At 60.0% G+C, this 20,854-nt stretch carries 19 protein-coding genes; 17 read left to right on the top strand and 2 right to left on the bottom strand.

What is annotated here, in order from left to right:
- Positions 1-1,051: 1,051 nt before the first annotated feature.
- The gene (locus tag G7A99_RS09440; RefSeq protein ID WP_018718426.1) at positions 1,052-1,945 is read right to left on the bottom strand and encodes a DUF4351 domain-containing protein; all 894 of its coding nucleotides are present in this window, start codon (positions 1,943-1,945) and stop codon (positions 1,052-1,054) included.
- A gap of 601 nt (positions 1,946-2,546) precedes the next feature.
- Here G7A99_RS09440 and G7A99_RS09435 point away from each other — a divergent pair.
- The 3 genes from G7A99_RS09435 (at position 2,547) to G7A99_RS09425 (ending at position 5,738) form a co-directional block, all read left to right on the top strand.
- Complete coding sequence (locus G7A99_RS09435) at positions 2,547-2,912, top strand: MarR family EPS-associated transcriptional regulator (protein ID WP_163139746.1); 366 nt, start codon at positions 2,547-2,549, stop codon at positions 2,910-2,912.
- A gap of 673 nt (positions 2,913-3,585) precedes the next feature.
- Positions 3,586-4,770 (top strand): ATP-binding protein, encoded by a 1,185-nt coding sequence (locus tag G7A99_RS09430; protein WP_163139744.1) that lies wholly within the window; start codon positions 3,586-3,588, stop codon positions 4,768-4,770.
- Complete coding sequence (locus G7A99_RS09425; RefSeq protein WP_163139742.1) at positions 4,767-5,738, top strand: ParA family protein; 972 nt, start codon at positions 4,767-4,769, stop codon at positions 5,736-5,738. The genes G7A99_RS09430 and G7A99_RS09425 overlap by 4 nt, the downstream gene beginning before the upstream one ends.
- Positions 5,739-5,932: 194 nt before the next feature.
- Here G7A99_RS09425 and G7A99_RS09420 read toward each other — a convergent pair whose 3' ends face one another.
- Positions 5,933-6,418 (bottom strand): transposase, encoded by a 486-nt coding sequence (locus G7A99_RS09420; RefSeq protein ID WP_163139740.1) that lies wholly within the window; start codon positions 6,416-6,418, stop codon positions 5,933-5,935.
- On the opposite strand from G7A99_RS09420, the gene G7A99_RS09415 reads away from it, so the two are divergent.
- The 14 genes from G7A99_RS09415 to G7A99_RS09350 form a co-directional block, all read left to right on the top strand.
- Positions 6,335-7,648: a lipopolysaccharide biosynthesis protein gene (locus tag G7A99_RS09415; RefSeq protein WP_240466218.1), complete on the top strand. Its 1,314-nt coding sequence runs from the start codon at positions 6,335-6,337 to the stop codon at positions 7,646-7,648. The two genes, G7A99_RS09420 and G7A99_RS09415, sit on opposite strands and share 84 nt — an antisense overlap.
- The gene (locus G7A99_RS09410; protein ID WP_163139736.1) at positions 7,629-8,282 is read left to right on the top strand and encodes a class I SAM-dependent methyltransferase; all 654 of its coding nucleotides are present in this window, start codon (positions 7,629-7,631) and stop codon (positions 8,280-8,282) included. Before G7A99_RS09415 ends, G7A99_RS09410 begins: the two co-directional genes overlap by 20 nt.
- 46 nt (positions 8,283-8,328) lie before the next feature.
- Positions 8,329-9,120 (top strand): glycosyltransferase family 2 protein, encoded by a 792-nt coding sequence (locus G7A99_RS09405; protein WP_163139734.1) that lies wholly within the window; start codon positions 8,329-8,331, stop codon positions 9,118-9,120.
- A complete protein-coding gene (locus G7A99_RS09400) occupies positions 9,120-10,355 on the top strand; it encodes a hypothetical protein (protein WP_163139732.1) in 1,236 nt (411 codons plus the stop codon). Before G7A99_RS09405 ends, G7A99_RS09400 begins: the two co-directional genes overlap by 1 nt.
- 146 nt (positions 10,356-10,501) lie before the next feature.
- Positions 10,502-11,527 carry an SDR family NAD(P)-dependent oxidoreductase gene (locus tag G7A99_RS09395; protein ID WP_163139730.1) on the top strand — a complete coding sequence of 342 codons (1,026 nt, stop codon included), beginning with the start codon at positions 10,502-10,504 and terminating at the stop codon, positions 11,525-11,527.
- An 11-nt stretch (positions 11,528-11,538) separates the two neighbouring features.
- On the top strand, positions 11,539-12,642 hold the full coding sequence (locus tag G7A99_RS09390) for an NAD-dependent epimerase/dehydratase family protein (protein ID WP_163139728.1): 1,104 nt from the start codon (positions 11,539-11,541) through the stop codon (positions 12,640-12,642).
- A gap of 30 nt (positions 12,643-12,672) precedes the next feature.
- Positions 12,673-13,812, top strand: a complete 1,140-nt coding sequence (gene wecB, locus G7A99_RS09385) for a non-hydrolyzing UDP-N-acetylglucosamine 2-epimerase (protein ID WP_240466217.1) — start codon at positions 12,673-12,675, stop codon at positions 13,810-13,812.
- The gene (locus G7A99_RS09380; RefSeq protein WP_163139724.1) at positions 13,799-15,049 is read left to right on the top strand and encodes a glycosyltransferase family 4 protein; all 1,251 of its coding nucleotides are present in this window, start codon (positions 13,799-13,801) and stop codon (positions 15,047-15,049) included. Before wecB ends, G7A99_RS09380 begins: the two co-directional genes overlap by 14 nt.
- Positions 15,004-15,903: a sulfotransferase gene (locus G7A99_RS09375; RefSeq protein ID WP_371807609.1), complete on the top strand. Its 900-nt coding sequence runs from the start codon at positions 15,004-15,006 to the stop codon at positions 15,901-15,903. The genes G7A99_RS09380 and G7A99_RS09375 overlap by 46 nt, the downstream gene beginning before the upstream one ends.
- A 77-nt stretch (positions 15,904-15,980) precedes the next feature.
- Entirely contained in the window at positions 15,981-16,538 is a 558-nt protein-coding gene (locus G7A99_RS09370) for a sugar transferase (protein WP_163139750.1), read from the top strand.
- A complete protein-coding gene (locus tag G7A99_RS09365) occupies positions 16,535-17,695 on the top strand; it encodes a DegT/DnrJ/EryC1/StrS aminotransferase family protein (protein ID WP_163139748.1) in 1,161 nt (386 codons plus the stop codon). The genes G7A99_RS09370 and G7A99_RS09365 overlap by 4 nt, the downstream gene beginning before the upstream one ends.
- Before the next feature lie 191 nt (positions 17,696-17,886).
- Positions 17,887-19,074 (top strand): UDP-N-acetylglucosamine 4,6-dehydratase, encoded by a 1,188-nt coding sequence (locus G7A99_RS09360; protein WP_163139720.1) that lies wholly within the window; start codon positions 17,887-17,889, stop codon positions 19,072-19,074.
- Between the two features lie 2 nt (positions 19,075-19,076).
- On the top strand, positions 19,077-19,742 hold the full coding sequence (locus G7A99_RS09355; protein WP_163139718.1) for a sugar transferase: 666 nt from the start codon (positions 19,077-19,079) through the stop codon (positions 19,740-19,742).
- Positions 19,743-19,802: 60 nt separating this feature from the next.
- Positions 19,803-20,854: mannose-1-phosphate guanylyltransferase/mannose-6-phosphate isomerase (locus G7A99_RS09350; protein ID WP_371807608.1), on the top strand; the 1,052-nt coding region annotated here is incomplete at its 3' end.

Here is a 20,854-nt window from a genome sequence, read left to right as displayed (position 1 = left end):
ACCTCCGGTAGGTCGTGCACGGCCAAAGGCCGTGTGCGACATCCCCCGCCACCGCCCGAGACGTCGCGCGCCTGACCTGTGCCGGACGATACCCCATCTTCCGTAGGTCTATGTCGCACGCCTTCGGCGCACGACCTACGGGTGCTGCGCCTGGCAGCCGACATTCCCCGCTCCAATGCCTCGGCATGGTGATGTTGGCTGCCGGGAGCAGCGAACCTACCGGAGGCGGTACGACAGCGTGCCAGGTCCGGCCGCCCCCGGGATGCCGCACACGGCCTGCGGCCGTATACAGACGAGAGCCGTTGACCAAGCGTCACCGAGGCAGCGGTAGGTCGGCTGCTCGAAGGCAGCCGACGTTGCTCGCGGTGGGCGCCGGGTTGGGGTGTTGGCTGCCAGGAGCAGCCAACCTACCGGAACTGTTGGGACGTCGCACACGGCCTTTGGCCGTGCACGACCTACCCGTTCCGGGAGGCCGTAGCCGGGCTGTAGGTCGGCTGCTCGAAGGCAGCCGACGTTGCTCGCGGCGGGTGCCGGCCGCGGATGTTGGCTGCCGGGAGCAGCCAGCCTACGGGAACTGTTGGGACGTCGCACACGGCCTTTGGCCGTGCAGGACCTACCCGTTCCGGGAGGCCGTAGCTGGGCTGTAGGTCGGCTGCTCGAAGGCAGCCGACGTTGCTCGCGGTGGGCGCCGGGTTGGGGTGTTGGCTGCCGGGAGCAGCCAACCTACCGGCACTGTTGGGACGTCGCACACGGCCTTCGGCCGTGCACGACCTACCCGTTCCGGGAGGCCGTAGCTGGGCTGTAGGTCGGCTGCTCGAAGGCAGCCGACGTTGCTCGCGGTGGGTGCCGGGCGTGGGTGTTGGCTGCCAGGAGCAGCCAACCTACCGGAACTGTTGGGACGTCGCACACGGCCGGTGGCCGTGCATGATCTACGCCCGGGGCACCCCCGTGCCGGGTAGGTCGTGCGCCGCAGGCGTGCGACATCCCCTGCGGCTGACCGCGGCACCTGACAGGCCCGGCCACTCGATAGCGGCCGACCGCACCGCCACCGCTATTCCAGCACGTCCTCCGGCCGGGTGGCGGTGAGGATGCGCTCGGACCACTCCAGCAGCGTCTCGGCGTCCGCGGCCTCGATGCGCTCGCGATGCACCGGCGCCAAGGCCCCGAAGCGGCGTTCCATGAGCCGGATGAGCACCGCCGCCTCGCCCCGTTGCATCCCCTGGCGCATCCCTTGTTCCATTCCCTGCCGGGTGAACCGCTCGGCGAATGCGTTCATCACCTCTACCTCGTCGGCGTAGCGCCGTTCGAATTCCTTGCGTTCATTATCATCGAGCGCTGCATAGATGTCGATGAAATCCAGGTACTTGGCCTGCCGCTCCGGGTCGGGTTCCAGGCCGAGCAGGCCGCGCAGGGCCTGCGCGAAGACCGGCAACTTCTCGCCGGGCGGGTAGGCCATGTTGGGCAGGTTCAGCCGCGCCACCAGGTTGTCGCTGTCGAGATACCGCGCCGCCTCGAGGCGCGAGAGGTCGCAGGCGAGATAGCGGAAATGCAGGTAGCGGTGGCGATCACCGCCCAGCGACAGCGCCGCCGGCGCCGCCCCGCCGCCGCCCAGGAAGATCACCACCGGCACCACCCTCGCCGTGTCGAACAGCGCCGCCAGGTCCAGGCAATAGTGCGCAAGGCGGTGGATGCTGAACCGCCGCCCCGCGCTCTCCTCCTCGAGGGCGAACAGCACCGCCTCGCGCCGCCCATCCGGCCATTCGAGCAGCAAGGGCACGTCGAGCTCGCGGAAACGCTCGCCCAGGCGCTCCTGGAGCTGCTCCTGGCGGATCGGCACGACCCGCGCACCCTCGTCCACCGCGGCGGCCTCCTCCGCGGCGAAGAAGCGCAGCGCCTGTAGCGGGTAGTCCAGGATGAGGTTCTTGAAGTTCTGATCGTGGTTCATGGGGGGCACGTCCCTTGCCCGGGGGACCGACGTCCTGTCGGATGAGGGCTACAGCCTAGCACAGCGGGCCATCCAGGGCACCGCCGCCTCGCCGCAAGGCCGCGCAGCGGTCCCCGGGCGCGCGGTCTCATCGGCGGCTCGCGCCCGCGGCTCACCTCGCCATACGTCGGCGGCTGCCCAGCGGCCGACCTCCAGCCCAAACCGTGTTCGTAGGCGCGGCGACCGGCCGTATGCGGCGTGGCCCCACTCGCCACCACGGTATGGCCCCACGTGCCCCCGGCGAAATAGCCCGGCGGCCCAGGGCCGGCGACGCCCCTCCAACGCGCCACTGCCGGTGACGAACGCACTATGGGCCTGCGCCAAGCGTGGTCCGGCGGCCACCGCGACAGACCGGCGGCGCCCGCATCCAGCGAGCGCTTGGCACTGGCACGAGAACATGCCGGTGGGGCATCATCTCGCCCCTCCGTGCCCCACCCACCGAACGGCGTCACGGAAGGCACCGGCCGTGGCGCGCCGGGAGCGGCCCAGTCGGCCAGGCCTTGCAATCGCGGGCCACAACACGTTCAATAAGTCGATCATCGTTCAGCCACTGAACACGGCCATGGCATCAGACGAGCTACGCCTGCAGGCCCTGCGCCTGCTCGAGGCAAACCCCGAGCTTACCCAGCGGGAGCTCGCCAGCGCGCTCGGCGTCAGCCTCGGGCGGACGAACTACTGCCTGCGTGCGCTCATCGACCGTGGTCTGGTGAAGGCGGAGAACTTCCGGCGTAACCCGAACAAGCGTGCCTATCTCTACACCCTCACGCCCAAGGGCGCGAGCGAGAAGGCAGCGCTGGCGGTGCGTTTTCTCCGCCGCAAGGAGCGTGAGCACCGCGAATTGCTCGCGGAGATCGAGACCCTGCGTGCCGAGGTGGCCGGGCAGGGCGACGTGTCGTCCGGCGGAGACAGCAACGACAGAGGTATGTAGGTCGGCGGGCGTGTAGGTCGGCTGCTCAAGGCAGCCGACGTCTCCGGTGCGGTGCGACGTGTGATGTTGGCAGTACGTAGGTCGGCTGCTCAAGGCAGCCGACATGCCCCGTCCCGATGCGCCGCATCAGGACGTTGGCTGCCGCGAGCAGCCAACCTACGGCGATGTACTGGACAGCGCGGCGGTGCAACGGACAATCGGTGCACGGCTCCTCGAGCCCTCTCCGTGGACGGGAGACGGCTCCTCGAGCCCTCTCCGTGGACGGGAGAGGGGCGAGGGCGTCCCGCCCCGTAGGTCGTGCACGGCCAAAGGCCGTGTGCGGACGGATACAGGGGTCCAAAAAATCAGCAACTTAAACGATGGGATCGCTGCATCCCAGGCGGTAGCGTGCCCGGGCACCTCATCGAGTCGACATTCTGGGAGAATATGCTGGACCGGAAATGAGTTCGAGCACGAGCACGACATCACCGCGAAAGCAACCGCGCCGGCTTTCAGCACCGTCGGCGCCACCATCCTCGCCGTGCATCCATCGGGAACTCCCCGAGATGGGCGCCGAGGTCATCCGGAAGCCGGGGCGGGGAATGCCGTGCGCTTCGACGCGAAACCCCTGCTGCCGCGGTGCGCTGCAGGGGCGGGGTTGTGACAGGAATGCGCACCATGGAGGCCGTGAATCATGCTCTCTGAGCAGGCGCTGCTGACCCTCAAACAGGGCGGGGAATCCGAGCGGGTGGAATTGAAGCCGTCCACCGCCCAGGGTCACGCCATTCGCCGAGCGATCTGCGCCTTCGCCAATGACCTGGCGGGCGGCGGCGAACCCGGGGTAATCCTGATCGGGCTGGCGGACGACGGCGCCTGTCGCGGCCTCCCTGACCTGGACGAAGCCCAGCAGAAGCTCGCCAACTGGGCCCATGGTGGTGATATTCTCCCCCTGCCGGACGTCGAGATCTATCACCGGGACCTGGACGACTGCCCGGTCATCATCGTCGAAGTCCGGCCGCACGCCGAGCCGCCGGTTCGCTACCAGGGCCAGACGTGGGTGCGGGTGGGAACCACCAACCACCGCGCCACGCCGGAGCAGGAGCGGCGGCTCACAGAGCGGCGACGGGGCGGAGACCGGCCCTTCGATCACCGCCCCGCGGTGGGTACGGGCCTCGCCGATCTCGATCTCGACTACTTCCGGCGGGAGTATCTCCCCAACGCCGTTTCCCCGGAGGTGCTCGAAGAGAACCAGCGCACCACCGAGGATCAGCTTCGCTCCCTGCGTTTTTTAACGAACGACGAACCCAACAACGGTGCCCTCCTGGTCCTCGGTAACGACCCGGCCGCCCATATTCCCGGCGCCTACGTCCAGTTCCTGCGGATCGATGGCGCCGAGCTGGCCGATCCCATCAAGGACGCAAAGACCCTGGCGGGCGCCCTGCCGGGCGTCATGGCCCAGCTGGATGAGCTCTTCGACGTTCATGTTCAGGTTGCGGTGGACATCGGGGCCGCACCCCGGGAGCAGCGCCGGCCGGACTATCCCATCGTCGCCCTGCGCCAGCTCGCCCGCAACGCCCTCATCCACCGGGATTACGAGGCGACGCACGCCCCGGTGCGGATCTACTGGTTCAACGACCGCATCGAAATCCACAATCCCGGCGGGCTCTACGGCCAAGTCACCCGGGAGAACTTCGGCCAGGGCGTGACCGACTATCGCAACCCCCTCCTGGCGGAGGCCATGCACATCCTCGGCTATGTGCAGCGGTTCGGTTTCGGGATTCCGCTGGCCAGGCGCCACCTGCGGGAGAACGGCAACCCCGAGCCGCTGTTCCACTTCGAGCCCACCTACCTGGCCGTCACCGTGGGGGCTGCCGAATGAAGACCATTGCCTTCTTCAACAACAAGGGCGGGGTAGGCAAGACCGCACTGGTCTACCACCTGGCCTGGATGTTCGCCGACCAGGGCCGCTCCGTCCTGGCGGCCGACCTCGACCCCCAGGCGAACCTCTCCACCATGTTCCTGGAAGAGGATCGGCTCGAGACCTTCTGGCCGGAGGGGCGGAGCACCCACACCGCCCTGGCGCCCATTCGCCCCCTACTGGAAGGCGAAGGCGGGATCGAGGAGCCGTACGTGGAAGAGGTCGACGACATCGGTCTGCTGGTGGGGGATCTCGCCCTCTCCGGCTTCGAGGACGAGCTCTCCCAGCAGTGGCCGCGGTGCCTGGACGGCGACCGGCGCGCCTTCCGCGTGATCGGTGCCTTCGCCGAGGTCATCCGACGGGCCGGCGCCAAGCGCGACGCGGACCTGGCCCTGGTCGACGTGGGCCCCAACCTGGGCGCCATCAACCGCGCCGCCCTGATCGCGGCCGATCACGTGGTCGTGCCGCTCGGGCCGGACCTTTTCTCCCTCAAGGGTCTGCAGAACCTCGGTCCCACCCTGCGCACCTGGCGCAAGGACTGGCGGAAGCGGCTCAACGAGTGCCCGCCCGGCATGGAGGTTCCCGAAGGCCACATGAACCCGATCGGCTATGTCGTCATGCAGCATTCCGTGCGCCTGGACCGCCCCGTGAAGGCCTACGGCAAGTGGATGGACCGCATCCCGCGGACCTATCACCAGTACGTCCTGGACGAGAGAGACCGCGAGACCCTGCGAGTGAATGACGACCCGGAATGCCTGGCCGCGCTCAAGGATTACCGCAGCCTCATGCCCATGGCCCAGGAGGCCCGCAAGCCTATGTTCCACCTTAAGCCCGCCGACGGAGCCATCGGCTCGCACGTCCAGGCGGTCAAGAATTGCTACCGGGACTTCAGGGATCTGGCGCACGCCATTGAACAGCGTGCCCACTGACGGAACACCATCGCGATGGTCGTGCGCGGCCACCGGCGGTATGCGACGAAAGGGGCAGTACGTAGGTCGGCTGCTCAAGGCAGCCGACATTCCCGGTCCCGATGCGCCGTATTAGGACGTTGGCTGCCAGGAGCAGCCAACCTACGGAAACTCCGGGCCCCTCGCCCTTTATGGGAGAGATTCTATGTCCGGTGTCAAGCGGCCGCGGCGATTTTGCTCGGGTCATAAGTGGTTTGGTTTTTCATCAGGCTGAAGGCGATGCGCGCGAGCTTGCGGGAGAGAGCAACATGGGCCTGGGTCGGCTGGAAGCCGCGCTCGCGCAGGCGCTCGTAGTAGGCTTTGAGATCCCGGCGGGCGGCGGCCCGGGCGGCGTTGTGTAGCAGCCGTCGGTATTCGCTCTCGCCCTGCTTGGTTAGCTTGGACTGACCCTCGTAGCCCCCGGATTGGCGCAGGCGTACGTCCAACCTCAGGTAGGCGACGAAGGCATCGGCACTTTTGAACGCCCGCGTCGGAACGCCATCACCAACGTGGCACCTCCGGCGGAAGTCGCCCCGCCATATTAATGCTCCATTGTGTAAAAAAATCTGGACTACCTGTTGAGAAAGCCAGTCACCAACCTGCTGAGCAGTACGTTTCTCCGGAACGTCGCCGTCGTTACGTCGGGAACCACCGGTGCCCAACTAATAAACCTATCCTTCGCACCTATCATAACCCGCTTGTATGGACCGGAGACGTATGGGCTTTTGGGTACATTTTTAGCAAGCGCCGCTACCGTTATTCCACTGGCTGCGTTAGCTTACCCGGTGTCCGTTGTCTTACCGAAGAATGAAAGCGATGCATGGGGTGTGGCACGTCTATCCTTTAATGTTTCTATTGGTCTCGCAATTCTCTTAGCTTTGGCGTTGTATTGTGTCGGTGACTCGATTTTTAGAGTGATTAACGCAGACAAACTCGAAACCTTTTGGCCTCTATTTGTGCTTGCGCTGTTATTTTCAGGGTGGATGCAAACGGCACAGCAGTGGTTAGTGCGTCAAAAGGCGTTCCGAGAGACAGCCAGAGCGGCCATTCTCCACGCTCTTTTCGTGAACGCGTCAGTATCGGCAATAGGTCTTTTCTACCCTTCTTCTGGTGCCCTAATCACTATTTACGTTATAGGGATAGGTGCTCATGCTTTGATGCTAGGCTTCGGGGCGCTACCGCAAGGAATCCCCCCGGAAATTGTTCGTAATAAAAAATCGCGGTATTCACTATACGATCTCGCGTATAAATACCGAGATTTTCCATTATATAGAGCGCCACAGAACGTAATAAATGCGGCGTCACAGAACGTCCCAGTGTTGTTCTTATTTACGCTTGTGGGGCCGTCCGCTGCAGGGTTTTATGCACTGAGTAAACGTATAATGGGTGCCCCCTCGAGCTTGTTAGCTGAATCCGTGGGGCGAGTATTTTACCCATATTTCGCGGAAGTTAATAAGCGTAAACAAAGCGCGTCCCCGCTGTTGCTTAAAGCCACGTGCGGGCTAGGAGTTGTGGGGCTTATGCCTTTCGCAGTAGTGTTTTTTTGGGGGCCGTGGATATTCGCCACACTATTTGGAGTGGAATGGAGCGACGCGGGTGAGTATGCTAGGTGGCTATCCCTGATGTATTATTTTAATTTCATTAATCGGCCGAGCGTGATGGCCGTGCCCGTACTGGGGCTGCAACGAGGACTATTGATCTATGAGATATTCAGCACTGGAGGCAAAGTGGCCGCGTTAGGTGTTGGATTAATGGTGTATAGTAACGAAATAATGGCCGTGGCACTTTTTTCTATTTCTGGTGCTGTTGCCTACGTGTGCCTAATTTTTTGGGTTATTGTTACCTCGTATAAATGCGACTGGGAGAAAAACAGTGTACGAAAAACAAGTTAGTAAGGAGCACTACGGGTTCTCCGGTTATCTTGGAAAACATCGGTGGGCGAGCGTATGGCATCAGCTCGATGAACTGATGAGATTGAGTCCCCGGTCGACACTAGAAATCGGTCCTGGTCCAGGTGTCTTCAAGGCGGTTGCGGCACTGTTCGGTATTAATGTCGTAACGTTGGATATCGATTCAGAATTGAGGCCTGACTACGTTGGTTCTGCAACGGCTATGCCGTTCGATAATGGGTCTTTTGAGGTCACTGCGTGTTTTCAAATGCTGGAACACATGCAGTATGAAGACGCTTTGAAAGCGCTTAAGGAGGTTCGGCGAGTTACGACCCGACGATTAATTTTATCTTTACCGGACGCAAGGCGGAGCGTAGGCATGGGCTTTCGTCTTCCCGGTTTCGGATTTAAGATGGCCATGCTAAATATTCCGGAAATCCGACTGCGACGGCATGTGTTTGACGGGCAACACTACTGGGAGGTAAATAAACGTGGATATTCACAAAAGAAATTCGTCGCAGACGTTGAAGCGCTAGGATTAAAGTTGTATCGGTCTTACAGGGTGCCTGAGGTGCCTTATCATCGTTTTTTTGTTTTCAATGTCTCTAACGGTGACGAGTCAGAAAAATCCATTTGAGAGGAGACTTTGAGAGGGGGTTTTGGGAGAACAGGGGAGGCTTCTTATGGCTGAAAGGTCACCGGATGGCGAGGCTGTGCTAAAAATGGTAGTGCCAACGTTTAGGCGGCCCGAACGTCTTGAAAGATTGCTCAAGGCCGTAGCCGGCTTGATTGGGGATTTCTTCGCTGTCGCGGTTATAGATGACAGCAGTGGTCCACCATGGGATGACCGCTATCTAATGCTGAAAAAGACGTATCCGAATGTGGAATGGTATTTTCAAGACAAGAATTGCGGAGGCGGTGCGGCGAGAAACATAGGATTTAAAAATGGGGTTCGCGCGCGTTGGGTGTGGTTTTTCGATGACGACGATTACGTCGCGGCTCAGGATGTAAAGAAATTAATGGCGTATTTAGTAGAGTGTCGGCATGAAAAGCTTGTGTTGTTATCGGCAGTTATTGTGAATGGCTGCGAAGAAGCTTGTGTGACCCCAAAGGGAGAATCGCTGTTTGAAAGATTTTCTAGCGTTGGCCATCAAGTGAATACGTCTTGCGCGATATTTGATGCCGGACTTTTGAGGGATGTTGGGGGCTGGGACGAAAATCTTGTGTCGGGGCAAGATACCGATATCTTTCTGAGGGCGTCGGAATATACAAACGCGCGCGTCTTTGAGGAGATATATGTCACTGTTTATCATCATAACGACGAAAGGATAACGGCGGATCCGAGAAGACAAATGCGAGGAAAGCGCCAGTTTCTTATGAAAAACTGGCGAAGGCTGGCTTGGCGTAGACGTCTTAGATACGGGCTAACCTATGCGCTTGGTGTTCCCTACTTGAAGAGAATTCTGGGGAAGTGATGAGGGTGTTTTGGGAGGCGATATTTTTTATCGTCTTTTTCAAGATTTCGCTATTTTACGGAAGTTTGTATCTGGCGCTAGGCGTTGGTGCTGCGTTTTCAGGTCTGGCGGTCATTAATAGTCGTTTGCGCCGTGCGGTATTTTTTGGTCTAGGGCATCTTTTCTATGCTCTGCTGTGGTTGTTATTGATACAGTCGGTCTGGTGGGACACTCTGACATTGGAGAGTGTGCATGAGTTTGACGTATCGTTCGTTGTTAGGACGTTGTCGCTTATCGGTATGTCGGTAATTCCCGGTGTCACGATCGGGGTGCTTTATGTGCAGAACTCCACTGAGCGTCTTCGAAAGATTGTTTTGGATGCCTTTGTTGTGCAGTTCTTGTTTTGGGCGGTCACTTTTTTGTGGCCAGAAGACGTGAAGGTGTTTCTTTATCATCTCATGGGGCAGTCGTCGGTAAACCTTCGGCCGTATAATTTGGAGGTGCGCGGATTTGGTTTGTCAAATGGCGTTAATTATATGAGCCCCGTTATGATGGTGATAGTTTCGGTTATGGTGCTGGGTTATAGAGGCGTCACGGTGATGACTATGGTGACGCAGCTTGTGAACTCGAATTTAGTTGCTGTTGGAATTTTTTTGAGTGTGTTCTTTCGTCGAATTAATCCGGGTCGAGTTGTTTTTGCGATTTTTGGTGTTTCAGCCGTCGTTCTGCTATTCGGTCAAATGGTGTTTAGGCGTTTCTTTGCAGAGTTGCAATCCGGAGGGTTGCGGACGGTGACTGCGCTTGTTAATAGACATATATTCTTTAATAATGACGGGGTCTTGCAGCACATTTTTGGTAGTGGGGAGATAGTTTATGGCGGCGCCGCGGAGAGGATGTCTGATATTGGTTGGGTAATTATGTATAATTATGGTGGTGCGCTGTTCGTGCTCTTGTTTTTTTTGTTGATTGGTTGGTTGTGCATTAGGGCGTTTGGCTTTAATAGAGTTGCGTTGATGTGGTTGGTTTTGGGCGTTGTGCTGAATACGAAGGGGATGGCATATGGGCCGAATATTTACTTCTTTATGTCATCGCTTTTGGCAGGATGTCGGTGGTCGGGTTTTGATGTATTAAGAATGACGGGGCTAGGTGATGCCGGCACGCGACCCCGAGGTTTCGGGCGATCCGGAACATTGAGAAAAAGAAGTCGTGAGCGTATCAATGAGGTATTCGCCGGAGGCTCGTCAGAGGCTGGTTAGAGGGTGAGAATGTTTGAAGCTGAAGTGGCTGGGACGGTGCATAGTAGACGGCGTCGAGCATGCAGTGGTATTTGTTGGTGTTATGTTTTGTTCCATATAATCAATGAAAGTTTTCATGAAACGATCTTGCAAGTGCGTAGAGTGAAATGAAACAGAATACGGTATTGGTTACTGGTGGGACTGGTTCGTTTGGCCGTGAAATGACAGATCGGCTTTTGTCGCTTGGCTGCGAGCATATTCGTGTTCTCAGCCGGGACGAGGCAAAGCAGGAAGCGATGCGGATAGAGTACTCGAACCCGGCACTGCGGTTTTACATCGGCGACGTGCGTTCCCGGCATTCTGTGGACAAGGCGATGCGCGGGGTGGATCTCGTATTTCATGCTGCGGCCCTGAAGCAGGTTCCATCGTGTGAGTTTTTTCCGCTGGAGGCGGTGCAGACAAATATCATAGGCAGTGCCAACGTCGTGGACTCTGCGGTGGAGCATGGAGTCCGCCACGTGGTGTGCCTGAGCACCGACAAGGCCGTAATGCCTATCAATGCGATGGGGATGACCAAGGCCCTGATGGAGAAAACTGCCCAGGCTGCGACCCGGGACCTGGGGCCGGGGGATACGACGGTCTCGTGCGTGCGTTACGGCAACGTGATGTATTCCCGGGGATCCGTGATTCCGCTATTCATAAAACAAATCAAGGAAGGACGGCCGATTACGATCACCGAGCCCGGTATGACCCGTTTCATGCTGGCGTTGCCGGAGGCAATACAATTGGTGGAGTTCGCTTTCCAGAATGCGGAACAGGGCGACGTATTTGTGCGCAAGGCGCCAGCATGCACGGTACACATGCTGGCGGAAACGCTCATTGAAATGTTTAAGGCGGATAGCGAGATAAAGGTTATCGGCATGCGTCACGGTGAGAAGCTGTACGAGACGCTCGCCAGCGCCGAGGAATTGCGTCGCGCCGAAGATATGGGGGGCTACTACCGAATTCGCTTGGATACCCGAGACCTGAACTATTCCAAGTACTTCACTGAGGGCGACCCTGAAGAGGTAGTAACGGAGGATTACCATTCTCATAACACCCGACAGCTTGATCATGCGGAACTTAGGGAGCTGCTCCTGTCACTGCCTGAGGTTCGGCGCGAGCTGGACGAGTGGTACGCGGGGAAAAAATGACTGGAGGACGCATGGTAAAGATTGGTGTAACCGGGGTCGCAGGCCTCATTGGCTGGCACACGAGATGCCGGCTGCAGGCCGAAGACGGTGTTGAAGTGGTGGCTGCTGGACGTGAGCTCTTTGACAGCGCGACGGCGCTCGAGCGCTTCGTCAGTGACTGCGATGCGGTTATCCATCTGGCCGGGATGAATCGCGGGGACGATGCCGAAATGCGTCAGGTCAACGTAGGACTCGCCGAGTCATTGACGTCGGCATGTGAGCGGGCGGGGGTCACGCCACACGTGGTGTTTTCGTCGTCAACCCACATAGACAAGGATACCGTGTACGGCCAGTCTAAGCGGAAGGCCGCCGAGATCTTCGCAGAGTGGGCGGATCGGCGAGGCGCGCGCTTTACCAATCTGGTGCTTCCCCATGTGTTTGGAGAGTGTGGGCGACCTTACTACAATTCCGTGGTTTCGACGTTCTGCTATCAGTTGGCCCGAGGGGAGACGCCCTCCATCGCGCATGATGGGCAGCTGGAGCTGTTGCACGCTCAGGAAGTGGCGGAGCTGGCGTTGGCCGCGATTCGCTCCGGCAGGACGGGAGAGCAGCGTCCGGCGGGTCGCGAGATGCGCGTGTCCGAGATGCTGAACTCGGTAACGGCGCATGCGGAACGCTATCGGGCTGGCGTTATCCCGGAGTTTCGAGATGTCTTCGAGTTGCGGCTGTTCAATACGTTCCGCTCGTATCTGTTTCCGGACTACTACCCCAGGCCGCTGAAGCTGCATGCCGATAATCGGGGCGCCCTCTTCGAGGGTGTAAAAACGGACCATGGGGGGCAGGCATTTCTCTCGACTACGAAGCCCGGAATCACTCGGGGCGATCATTTCCACTTCAATAAGGTGGAGCGCTTTCTGGTTCTCCAGGGCGAGGCCATTATTCGGTTGCGACGGATGTTCGATGACCGGGTGATCGAGTTTCCCGTGAGCGGTTCCGAGCCCGCTTTCGTGGATATGCCGACACTCCACACGCACAACATAACGAATGTCGGCGGAGGCGAGTTGTTGACACTTTTCTGGTCCCACGAGATTTTCGATCCGGACAACCCCGATACCTATCGTGAACCCGTTAGCTAACTGTCCAGGTCTATGATGCATATGAAGGTTATGACCATCCTGGGTACTCGCCCGGAGATTATTCGTCTTTCCCGGGTGATGGCCGCGCTGGATCGGGTAGTCGACCACAAGATCGTGCACACTGGACAGAATTACGACTACGAACTCAACGACGTATTCTTCGAGGAACTGGGCGTGCGCCGGCCTGACTATTTTCTCGACGTCGACACGTCATCGCTGGGGCGTACGCTCGGGGAGATCCTGATCAAGGCGGAGGAGGTACTGCTGAAGGAGAAGCCCGATGCCGTGCTGGTGCTGGGTGACACCAACAGCGCCGTCGCCACCTTGATGGCGAAGAGAATGAAGATACCGACGTATCACATGGAAGCCGGCAATCGCTCCTTCGATGCCAACGTTCCGGAGGAGATCAACCGGAAAATGGTCGATCATCTGGCCGATTTCAACCTCGTCTACACCGAGCATGCGCGGCGGCATCTGCTCAGCGAAGGGCTGCCGCACCGATTTGTCTATCTGACCGGCTCGCCGATGCGGGAGGTGCTGGAGCATGTATTGCCGCAGATCGAGCGGTCCGATGTCCTGAATACCCTGGGTCTGGAGCGCGGCAAGTATTTCATCGTCAGCGTACACCGGGAAGAGAACGTGGATAGCCGGGACAACCTCCGTAAGGTGGTGGATGCCCTGAAGGGCCTCAACGAGGCATTCGACTATCCGGTAGTAGTCTCTACGCATCCCCGTACCCGCAATCGCCTGGAGAAACAGGGATTGGAGGATGGCGGCGAAGCCATTCGCTTTCTCAAACCGTTCGGGTTCTTCGACTACAACCATCTGCAGATGCATGCGTTCTGCGCCGTGTCCGATAGCGGAACCATCAGCGAGGAGGCCTCTATTCTGGGGTTTCCCGCGGTTACGCTCAGGCGCTCCATTGAAAGGCCGGAGGCGCTCGATGCCGGTGCCATTGCCCTTACGGGGCTCGACAGGCGCGTGCTGGTGGAGGGGGTCCGCATCGCGACGGCCGACCGAGATGTGTTCTCCGGCACCGAGCGTGAAATACCCGCCGAATATCGTGTACGTAATACCTCCGAACGGGTTGTGCGCCTGATCGCAGGTACGGCCAAGCTGGCCAACCGCTGGCGAAATATGGACCAATTCAGCCGCTATGACTGGAGTTGAGAGCGGCGATAGCGGCGAGTCCTCTCCGCTGAAAGTTCTCGCTGTTCACCGATACTACTGGCCGGATGCGCCCCCGTATGCGTCGATGCTCCGGCGAATTGTCTGCCGCTGGCGCGACGATGGTCACCGGGTCGAGGTGTTGTCCTCGCAGCCCTCCTACAAGGCCGGGCTCGAGAACGTTCGCCGACCAAAAGGGGAGCATGTAGACGGGGTGGAAGTCATCCGCCTGAACCTGCCTAACGAGGTTCGTCGGCCGGTGGTACGTATCGTGAATGCGCTGAGACTTGGTCTTGCGCTGCTTTGGCGAACTTTAAGCCGGCGGTACGACGTCATCATGGTTTCGACTGCACCTCCGGTCCTTGGAGGAGCTGCTGCGGCGCTCGCGGCGAAGCTAACCGGTGCACGCTTCATCTATCACTGCATGGATATCCACCCGGAGGTGGGCCGGGTTTCCGGGGAGTTTGCGCACCCTTTCGTCTTTGGTCTGCTTCGAAAGCTGGATAATTGGAGCTGCCGGCGGGCCGAACCGGTTGTCGTGCTCTCGGCCGACATGGAGGCGACACTAAGAGAACGGCCTGGTGGCGATCGGCTCTCCATCGCGATACTCAACAATTTCAGCCTGCCGTCGGAAGGACCGATACCGACGGAGTCGCCATTCGAAATCTCCCCTGACCGCTTTACGGTAGTTTTTGCCGGCAATATTGGACGCTTTCAGGGACTGGAGTCGGTAATACAGGCAATGGAGCGGCTTAAGGAAAGCGATGACGTCGAGTTCATCCTGATGGGTGACGGCGTGGCCAAGGCGGAGCTTGAGGAAAAGGCTCGAAAGTGTGGTGCCAGGGTTCGCTTCTTGGGGCACCAGCCTGTTGAGGTGGCCAAGGCCGTCATGCGTGAGGTGGACGCCGGTTTCGTGAGTTTGTTGCCTGGTATGTACCGCTACGCATACCCAAGTAAAACAATGACCTATTTAGAACAGGGCTGTCCGTTGATCGTGGCTGTGGAAGAAGAGAGCGAGCTGGCCCAGGACGTTTCGAATCAGGGATATGGCTACGCTGTGCCCGTGGGAGACAGTGAGGCGCTTGCGCGTCTGCTAGCGGAGCTGGCCAATGATCCTTCTTGGCGGGATGAAATGCGCGCCAAGGCTCAGAAGAAGGCGGCTATTGATTTCTCCGAGGCGGTGATGCTCGAGAAGTGGTCCAGTCTGCTCTTGAAAGAAAGGGAGCGCTCGATCCAGTGACACACCAGGACGTTATTATAATTGGTGCGCCGCGTTCCGGAACCAATATGCTTAGGGATGTGCTGTGCTCGCTCGAGGGTGTCGCCACCTGGCCATGCGACGAGATCAACTACATTTGGCGCCATGGGAATGTGCGGTACGGGTCGGATGAGTTTGTTCCGTCGATGGCAGATGGAACCATTGCAAAATATATTCGTCGTCAGTTCGACTGGGTAGCACGCAGATACCGGGCTCATACGGTCGTGGAGAAGACGTGTGCGAACTCGTTGCGCGTCCCGTTCGTCGATCGCGTGGTTCCACAGGCCCGCTATCTTTTTATCTACCGTGATGGCTTTGATGCGGTAGGGTCGGCGATGAAGCGCTGGAAGGCGCAGCTGGATATTCCCTATCTGGCGCGGAAGGCGCGCTTCGTGCCGGCGACGGATCTCCCCTACTATGCTTTTCGCTATTTCTGGAATCGGGTCTATCGCCTCTTCTCCGGGGAGGAGCGCCTGGCGTTCTGGGGACCTCAACTCGACGGCATGCAGCGCCTGCTGGAAAAATATTCCCTGGAGGAGGTATGTGCGCTTCAGTGGAAGCGCTGCGTCGAGATGTCGCACAACGCCCTTGAACAACTGCCGCATGAGCGCGTTTGCAGTGTGCGCTATGAACACTTCGTGGACCGCCCGCTGGATGAGTTCTCCCGCATCGCCGGATTTCTCGGATTGGAGGTGTCGGAGGCGCAGCTCGCCAGAGCAGTACGCGATGTTTCGGCGAAGAGCGTTGGCCGAGGTCGTCACGAGCTGGGGGAGGACCTGGTGAATCGGCTGGCACCTTTGGTTGGCGAGACGCGGCAGGCGATGGGGTATGTGTGACGTCGGAGGCGGTTGAGGCCGGGTCGGTACCGCGAGGGCTGTCGGTGCCGCAGGCAACGCTCAAGCGTGGCTTCGACATCGGCGCGGCGGGTTTCGGACTGTTGTTCACCGGCTGGCTGATCGTTCTAGCTTGGCTGGCGGCGACGGTAGACACTCGGGCCAACGGTTTCTTCACTCAGGATCGTGTTGGTCGTCACGGGCGTGTATTTCGTGTGGTCAAGATCCGCACCATGCGCCCGTCGCGTACTGTCGATACGACTGTCACGACCCGCGATGATCCCCGGATTACGTCGCTCGGCCGGTCGCTCCGTCGCACCAAGATTGACGAGCTGCCGCAGCTCTGGAACGTACTTCTCGGGCATATGAGCTTTGTCGGACCGCGGCCGGACGTGCCGGGCTACGCCGATGTGCTTAAGGGCGCGGACCGGGTGATCCTCTCGGTCCGGCCAGGAATTACCGGGCCGGCAACGCTGAAGTATCGCGATGAAGAGATGTTACTGGCTGCGCAGGAGGACCCGGAGGCGTATAACCGCGAGGTCATCTACCCCGACAAGGTGCGTCTCAACCGGGAGTACGTGGAGAACTGGTCGTTCCGGAGCGACCTCCGATATATCTGGTGGACGGTAACAAGATGAGACCCTGGCCGAGTCATGACGCCGACGAGATCGAAGCTGTACAACGTGTCCTGGCATCAGGGCGCGTGAATTACTGGAATGGCGAGGAGGGACGGGCGTTCGAACGCGAATTCGCGGCATTCCACGGCATACCGTATGCGGTAGCGGTGGCGAATGGCAGCGTAGCGCTGGAGCTTGCTCTGCGGTCCCTGGGGATCGGAGAGGGTGACGAGGTGATCGTTACGCCTCGCACGTTCCTGGCTTCCGCCTCCAGCATCGTGATGTGCGGGGCACGACCCGTGTTTGCGGACGTCGATCCGGTCAGCCAGAACATTACGCCGGAAACGGCGCGTGCCGTACTCACGGAGCGTACCCGCGCCGTCATGACGGTCCACGTGGCCGGATGGCCATGTGACATGCCGGGGTTTATCGAGTTGGCGCGGGAGAAGGATCTGAGGCTGATCGAAGATTGCGCGCAGGCTCACGGTGCCACGATCAACGGCCACCCAGTCGGGTCCTTTGGCGACGCGGCGGCGTTTTCGTTCTGTACGGACAAGATCATGACCACCGGAGGAGAAGGTGGCATGGTGCTGTTCCGGGACGAGGGCGCGTGGCGCCGGGGTTGGAGCTATAAGGATCACGGCAAGGACTGGGACGCCGTGTATAACCGTGAACATCCGCCGGGATTCCGCTGGCTGCACGAGTCGTTCGGGACCAACTGGCGTCTCACCGAGATGCAGTCCGCTGTCGGTCGCGTTCAGTTACGGAAGCTTCCCGAGTGGAGCGCGCAACGGCGTGCTAATGCACAAGTGCTGACTGAGGCTTTCTCAGGGCAGCCCGCCTTGCGACTGACCGTACCGCCGGTATATATCGGCCATGCCTATTACAAGTATTACGCCTTTATCCGGCCCGAACGTCTCAAAGCGGGATGGGATCGTGACCGAGTCACCGCTGCGATTCGGGAGCGTGGGGTGCCGTGCATGCAGGGGTCTTGTTCAGAGGTGTACCTGGAGAAGGCGTTTGACGGGATCGGATTGCGTCCTGACGAGCGGTTGCCGGCCGCTCAGGAGCTTGGTGAGACAAGCCTGATGTTCGTGGTGCACCCCACGTTGACGGAGGCCGATATGGCCCATATCGCTGACGTCGCCCGGGATGTGTTGGGGGAGGCGACTCAATAGGCAGGTTTGGTTATCGGATGCCAAAGGCAGCCGACCTGCACAAGGACACCGCCGTGGACATCATTGACCGCCTCGAGTAAGCGGGATACGTGTTAGGCCCATCTCTGCCACGCCGGCCAGTAGCAGTGGCGTGAATGGAGCGAAGCGGGCTGCATCCACGCACTTGGACATCTGAAGGGAAACGGAAACGCATGAACGTTCTTTCGTTAATCGGGCGCGAGGCGCCGTTGTTTGACGAGGACCTGACGCGGTACCGAAGCGAACTCGCTGAGCGGGTGGCCGGGGGGCGGTTCCTGGTCATCGGTGGGGCAGGGACCATCGGCCAGGCGGTGGTGCGGGAGGTCTTTCGCCGTAATCCGGCGGCGCTCGACGTGGTCGATATCAGCGAGAACAACCTGGTGGAGTTGGTGCGGGACCTGCGGAGTAGCCTCGGCTACATCGACGGGGATTTCCGCACATTTGCGCTCGACGCCGGCTCCGTCCCGTTCGACGCACTCATGCGGGAGGAGTGTGGTTATGACTATGTTCTGAATCTCTCGGCGCTAAAGCATGTGCGGTCTGAAAAGGACCCGTACAGCCTCATGCGCATGGTCGAGGTGAATATCGAGAATACCCTGCGCACGGCGCGTTGGGCTCGGGAGAAGGGGGCGAGTAAGTACTTCTGCGTGTCCACGGACAAGGCGGCGGCCCCGGCGAATATGATGGGGGCGAGCAAGCGGATCATGGAGCTGTTCCTGATGCGCGAGAGCGAAACCCTCCCGGTATCCATGGCCCGTTTCGCGAATGTGGCCTTTTCCGACGGAAGTCTTCTTCACGGCTTCAATCAACGCCTCTTAAAGCGGCAGCCGTTGTCCGCACCCAACGATGTACGCCGCTATTTCGTCACGGACAGGGAGTCGGGGGAACTCTGCCTGCTCTCCTGCATGCTCGGGGAGAACCGCGATGTCTTCTTCCCGAAACTGAGTGAACGCCTGCACCTGACGACGTTCTCCGAGATCGCCGTGCGCTATCTCGCCGCGCTGGGTTACGAGGCCGTCGCGTGTTCGACCGAGGTGGAGGCGCGTGCCAGCGTGGAGGAGATGGCCGCGAAAGGGCAGTGGCCCTGCTATTTCTTTGCCAGTGACACGACCGGTGAGAAGGACTTCGAAGAGTTCTATACGGATGGCGAGGACCTGGACTGGGAGCGTTTCCGGAACCTGGGTGTGATCCGTAACCCGCCCGAGTACGATGCCGACAAGCTCGACTATTTTCTGAGGGCTGTCAGTAGATTGCGCTTTGCCGGCCGCTGGGAGAAACGCGGTCTCGTCGAGCTCTTCAATGAGTTGGTTCCGGAGTTTGCCCATAAAGAAACGGGCCGATATCTGGATGGGCGGATGTGATCATGCAACGCGTACTGGATATGCTGTTTTCGGCGATCGCGCTGCTTGTCCTGGCGCCCTTGCTGATTCCTGTCGTCCTTATCCTTCGATTCACGGGCGAGGGGGAGGTTTTCTTTCGTCAGGACCGTGTGGGAGAAGGGGGGCGAACGTTCCGTTTGCTCAAGTTCGCCACGATGTTGAAAAACAGCCCTAACATGGGGACCGGTACGGTTACCGTAACCGATGATCCTCGTGTCCTTCCGTTCGGGCGTTTTTTGCGCAAGACGAAGCTCAACGAGCTGCCCCAGCTCCTGAATATCCTGACCGGCGACATGAGCATTATCGGCCCCCGGCCGCAGACACGCCGGTGTTTTGATGCCTTCCCGGAAGAGGCACAGGCCGATATCGTCAAGGTCCGACCGGGACTCTCCGGAATCGGCTCCATCGTTTTTCGCGGTGAGGAATCGCTCTACGCTGGCGTGGAGGATCCGGATGATCTGTATGACCGGTTGATCATGCCGTACAAGGGGGAGCTGGAGAGGTGGTACGTGGCACGACGTGGGCCGGGGCTGTATTTCCTTCTAATCGGGCTCACGGCTTGGATAGTACTGTTCCCGGGGAGTCGGATCGTTTGGCGGCTGTTTCCGGGGCTGCCCAATCCCCCCAATGAACTCGCCGATAAGCTGTAACGGCTTGATGCGCTACATAGCGAGTGCCAGCCGTCTTTGTAGAGTGGCTCGGCAGTAGTCGTGACGTTTGTGAGCCAGGGGGTGCAGCCGATAATTCCGGTACTGTTGTGCGGTGGTTCCGGGGAAAGGCTGTGGCCGCTTTCGCGGGCCCGCCATCCCAAGCAGTATATTTCGCTTGTTGATGGGAACAGCCTGCTGCAGCAGGCGGCGTTGCGAATTGCGGGTGTCCCGCAGAGTGCGCCGCCTGTGACAGTCGCGAATGCGCATCACCGTTTCCTCGTCGCCGAACAGCTCCAGGCCGCAGACATCGCGCCGGGCGCAATGCTGCTGGAGCCGGCGGCGCGGAATACGGCGCCGGCGGTCGCGGCCGCGGCCATGTGGGCCCTCGAACAGGATCCGGAGGCGGTGCTGCTCGTCGCGCCTTCCGATCATCTCGTACGGGATGTCAGTGCCTTTCACGACGCGGTCTCCCGCGGCATGGATCACGCCCGTTCGGGTTACCTCGTGACGTTCGGGATCATTCCCGATGCCCCCGAGACCGGGTATGGCTATATCCGAAGCGGTGCGGCCATCGCCGACGGCGTGCAGGCGGTGGATGCGTTCGTCGAGAAGCCGGATGCGCAGACAGCGGCGCGTTACCTTGCCGAGGGCGGGTATCACTGGAACAGCGGGATCTTCCTGTTCGCCGCACAGCGGTACCTGGACGAGCTTGCGGCGTACCGGCCGGATATCCTCGAGGCGGTCACGGCGGCGTGGGCCGGGCGTCAGGAGGACCTGGACTTCATCCGGCTGGACGAGGCGGCATTCGCGGCCTGCCCGGCGGAGAGCATCGACTACGCGGTGATGGAGCACACGCGGGACGCCGCGGTCGTGCCCATGGACTGCGGCTGGAGCGACCTGGGGAGCTGGGGGACGCTCCACGCCGTCGGCGAGCGAAGCGAGGAGACGGACAACGTCCTGATCGGCGACGTCGTGGCCGAGGATACCCAGGGCTCCTATATCCGTTCCGAAGGGCGTCTTGTCGCTGCGGTGGGTCTGCGGGATGCCGTGATCGTGGAGACGGCGGATGCGGTGCTCGTTGCCGACCGCGAGCGCGTCCAGGACGTGAAGCG

The sequence above is a fragment of the Arhodomonas sp. KWT genome, from assembly GCF_010993615.1.
Note: the sequence above shows the minus strand (reverse complement) of the source record. Positions and strands in the feature narration are given on the sequence as shown.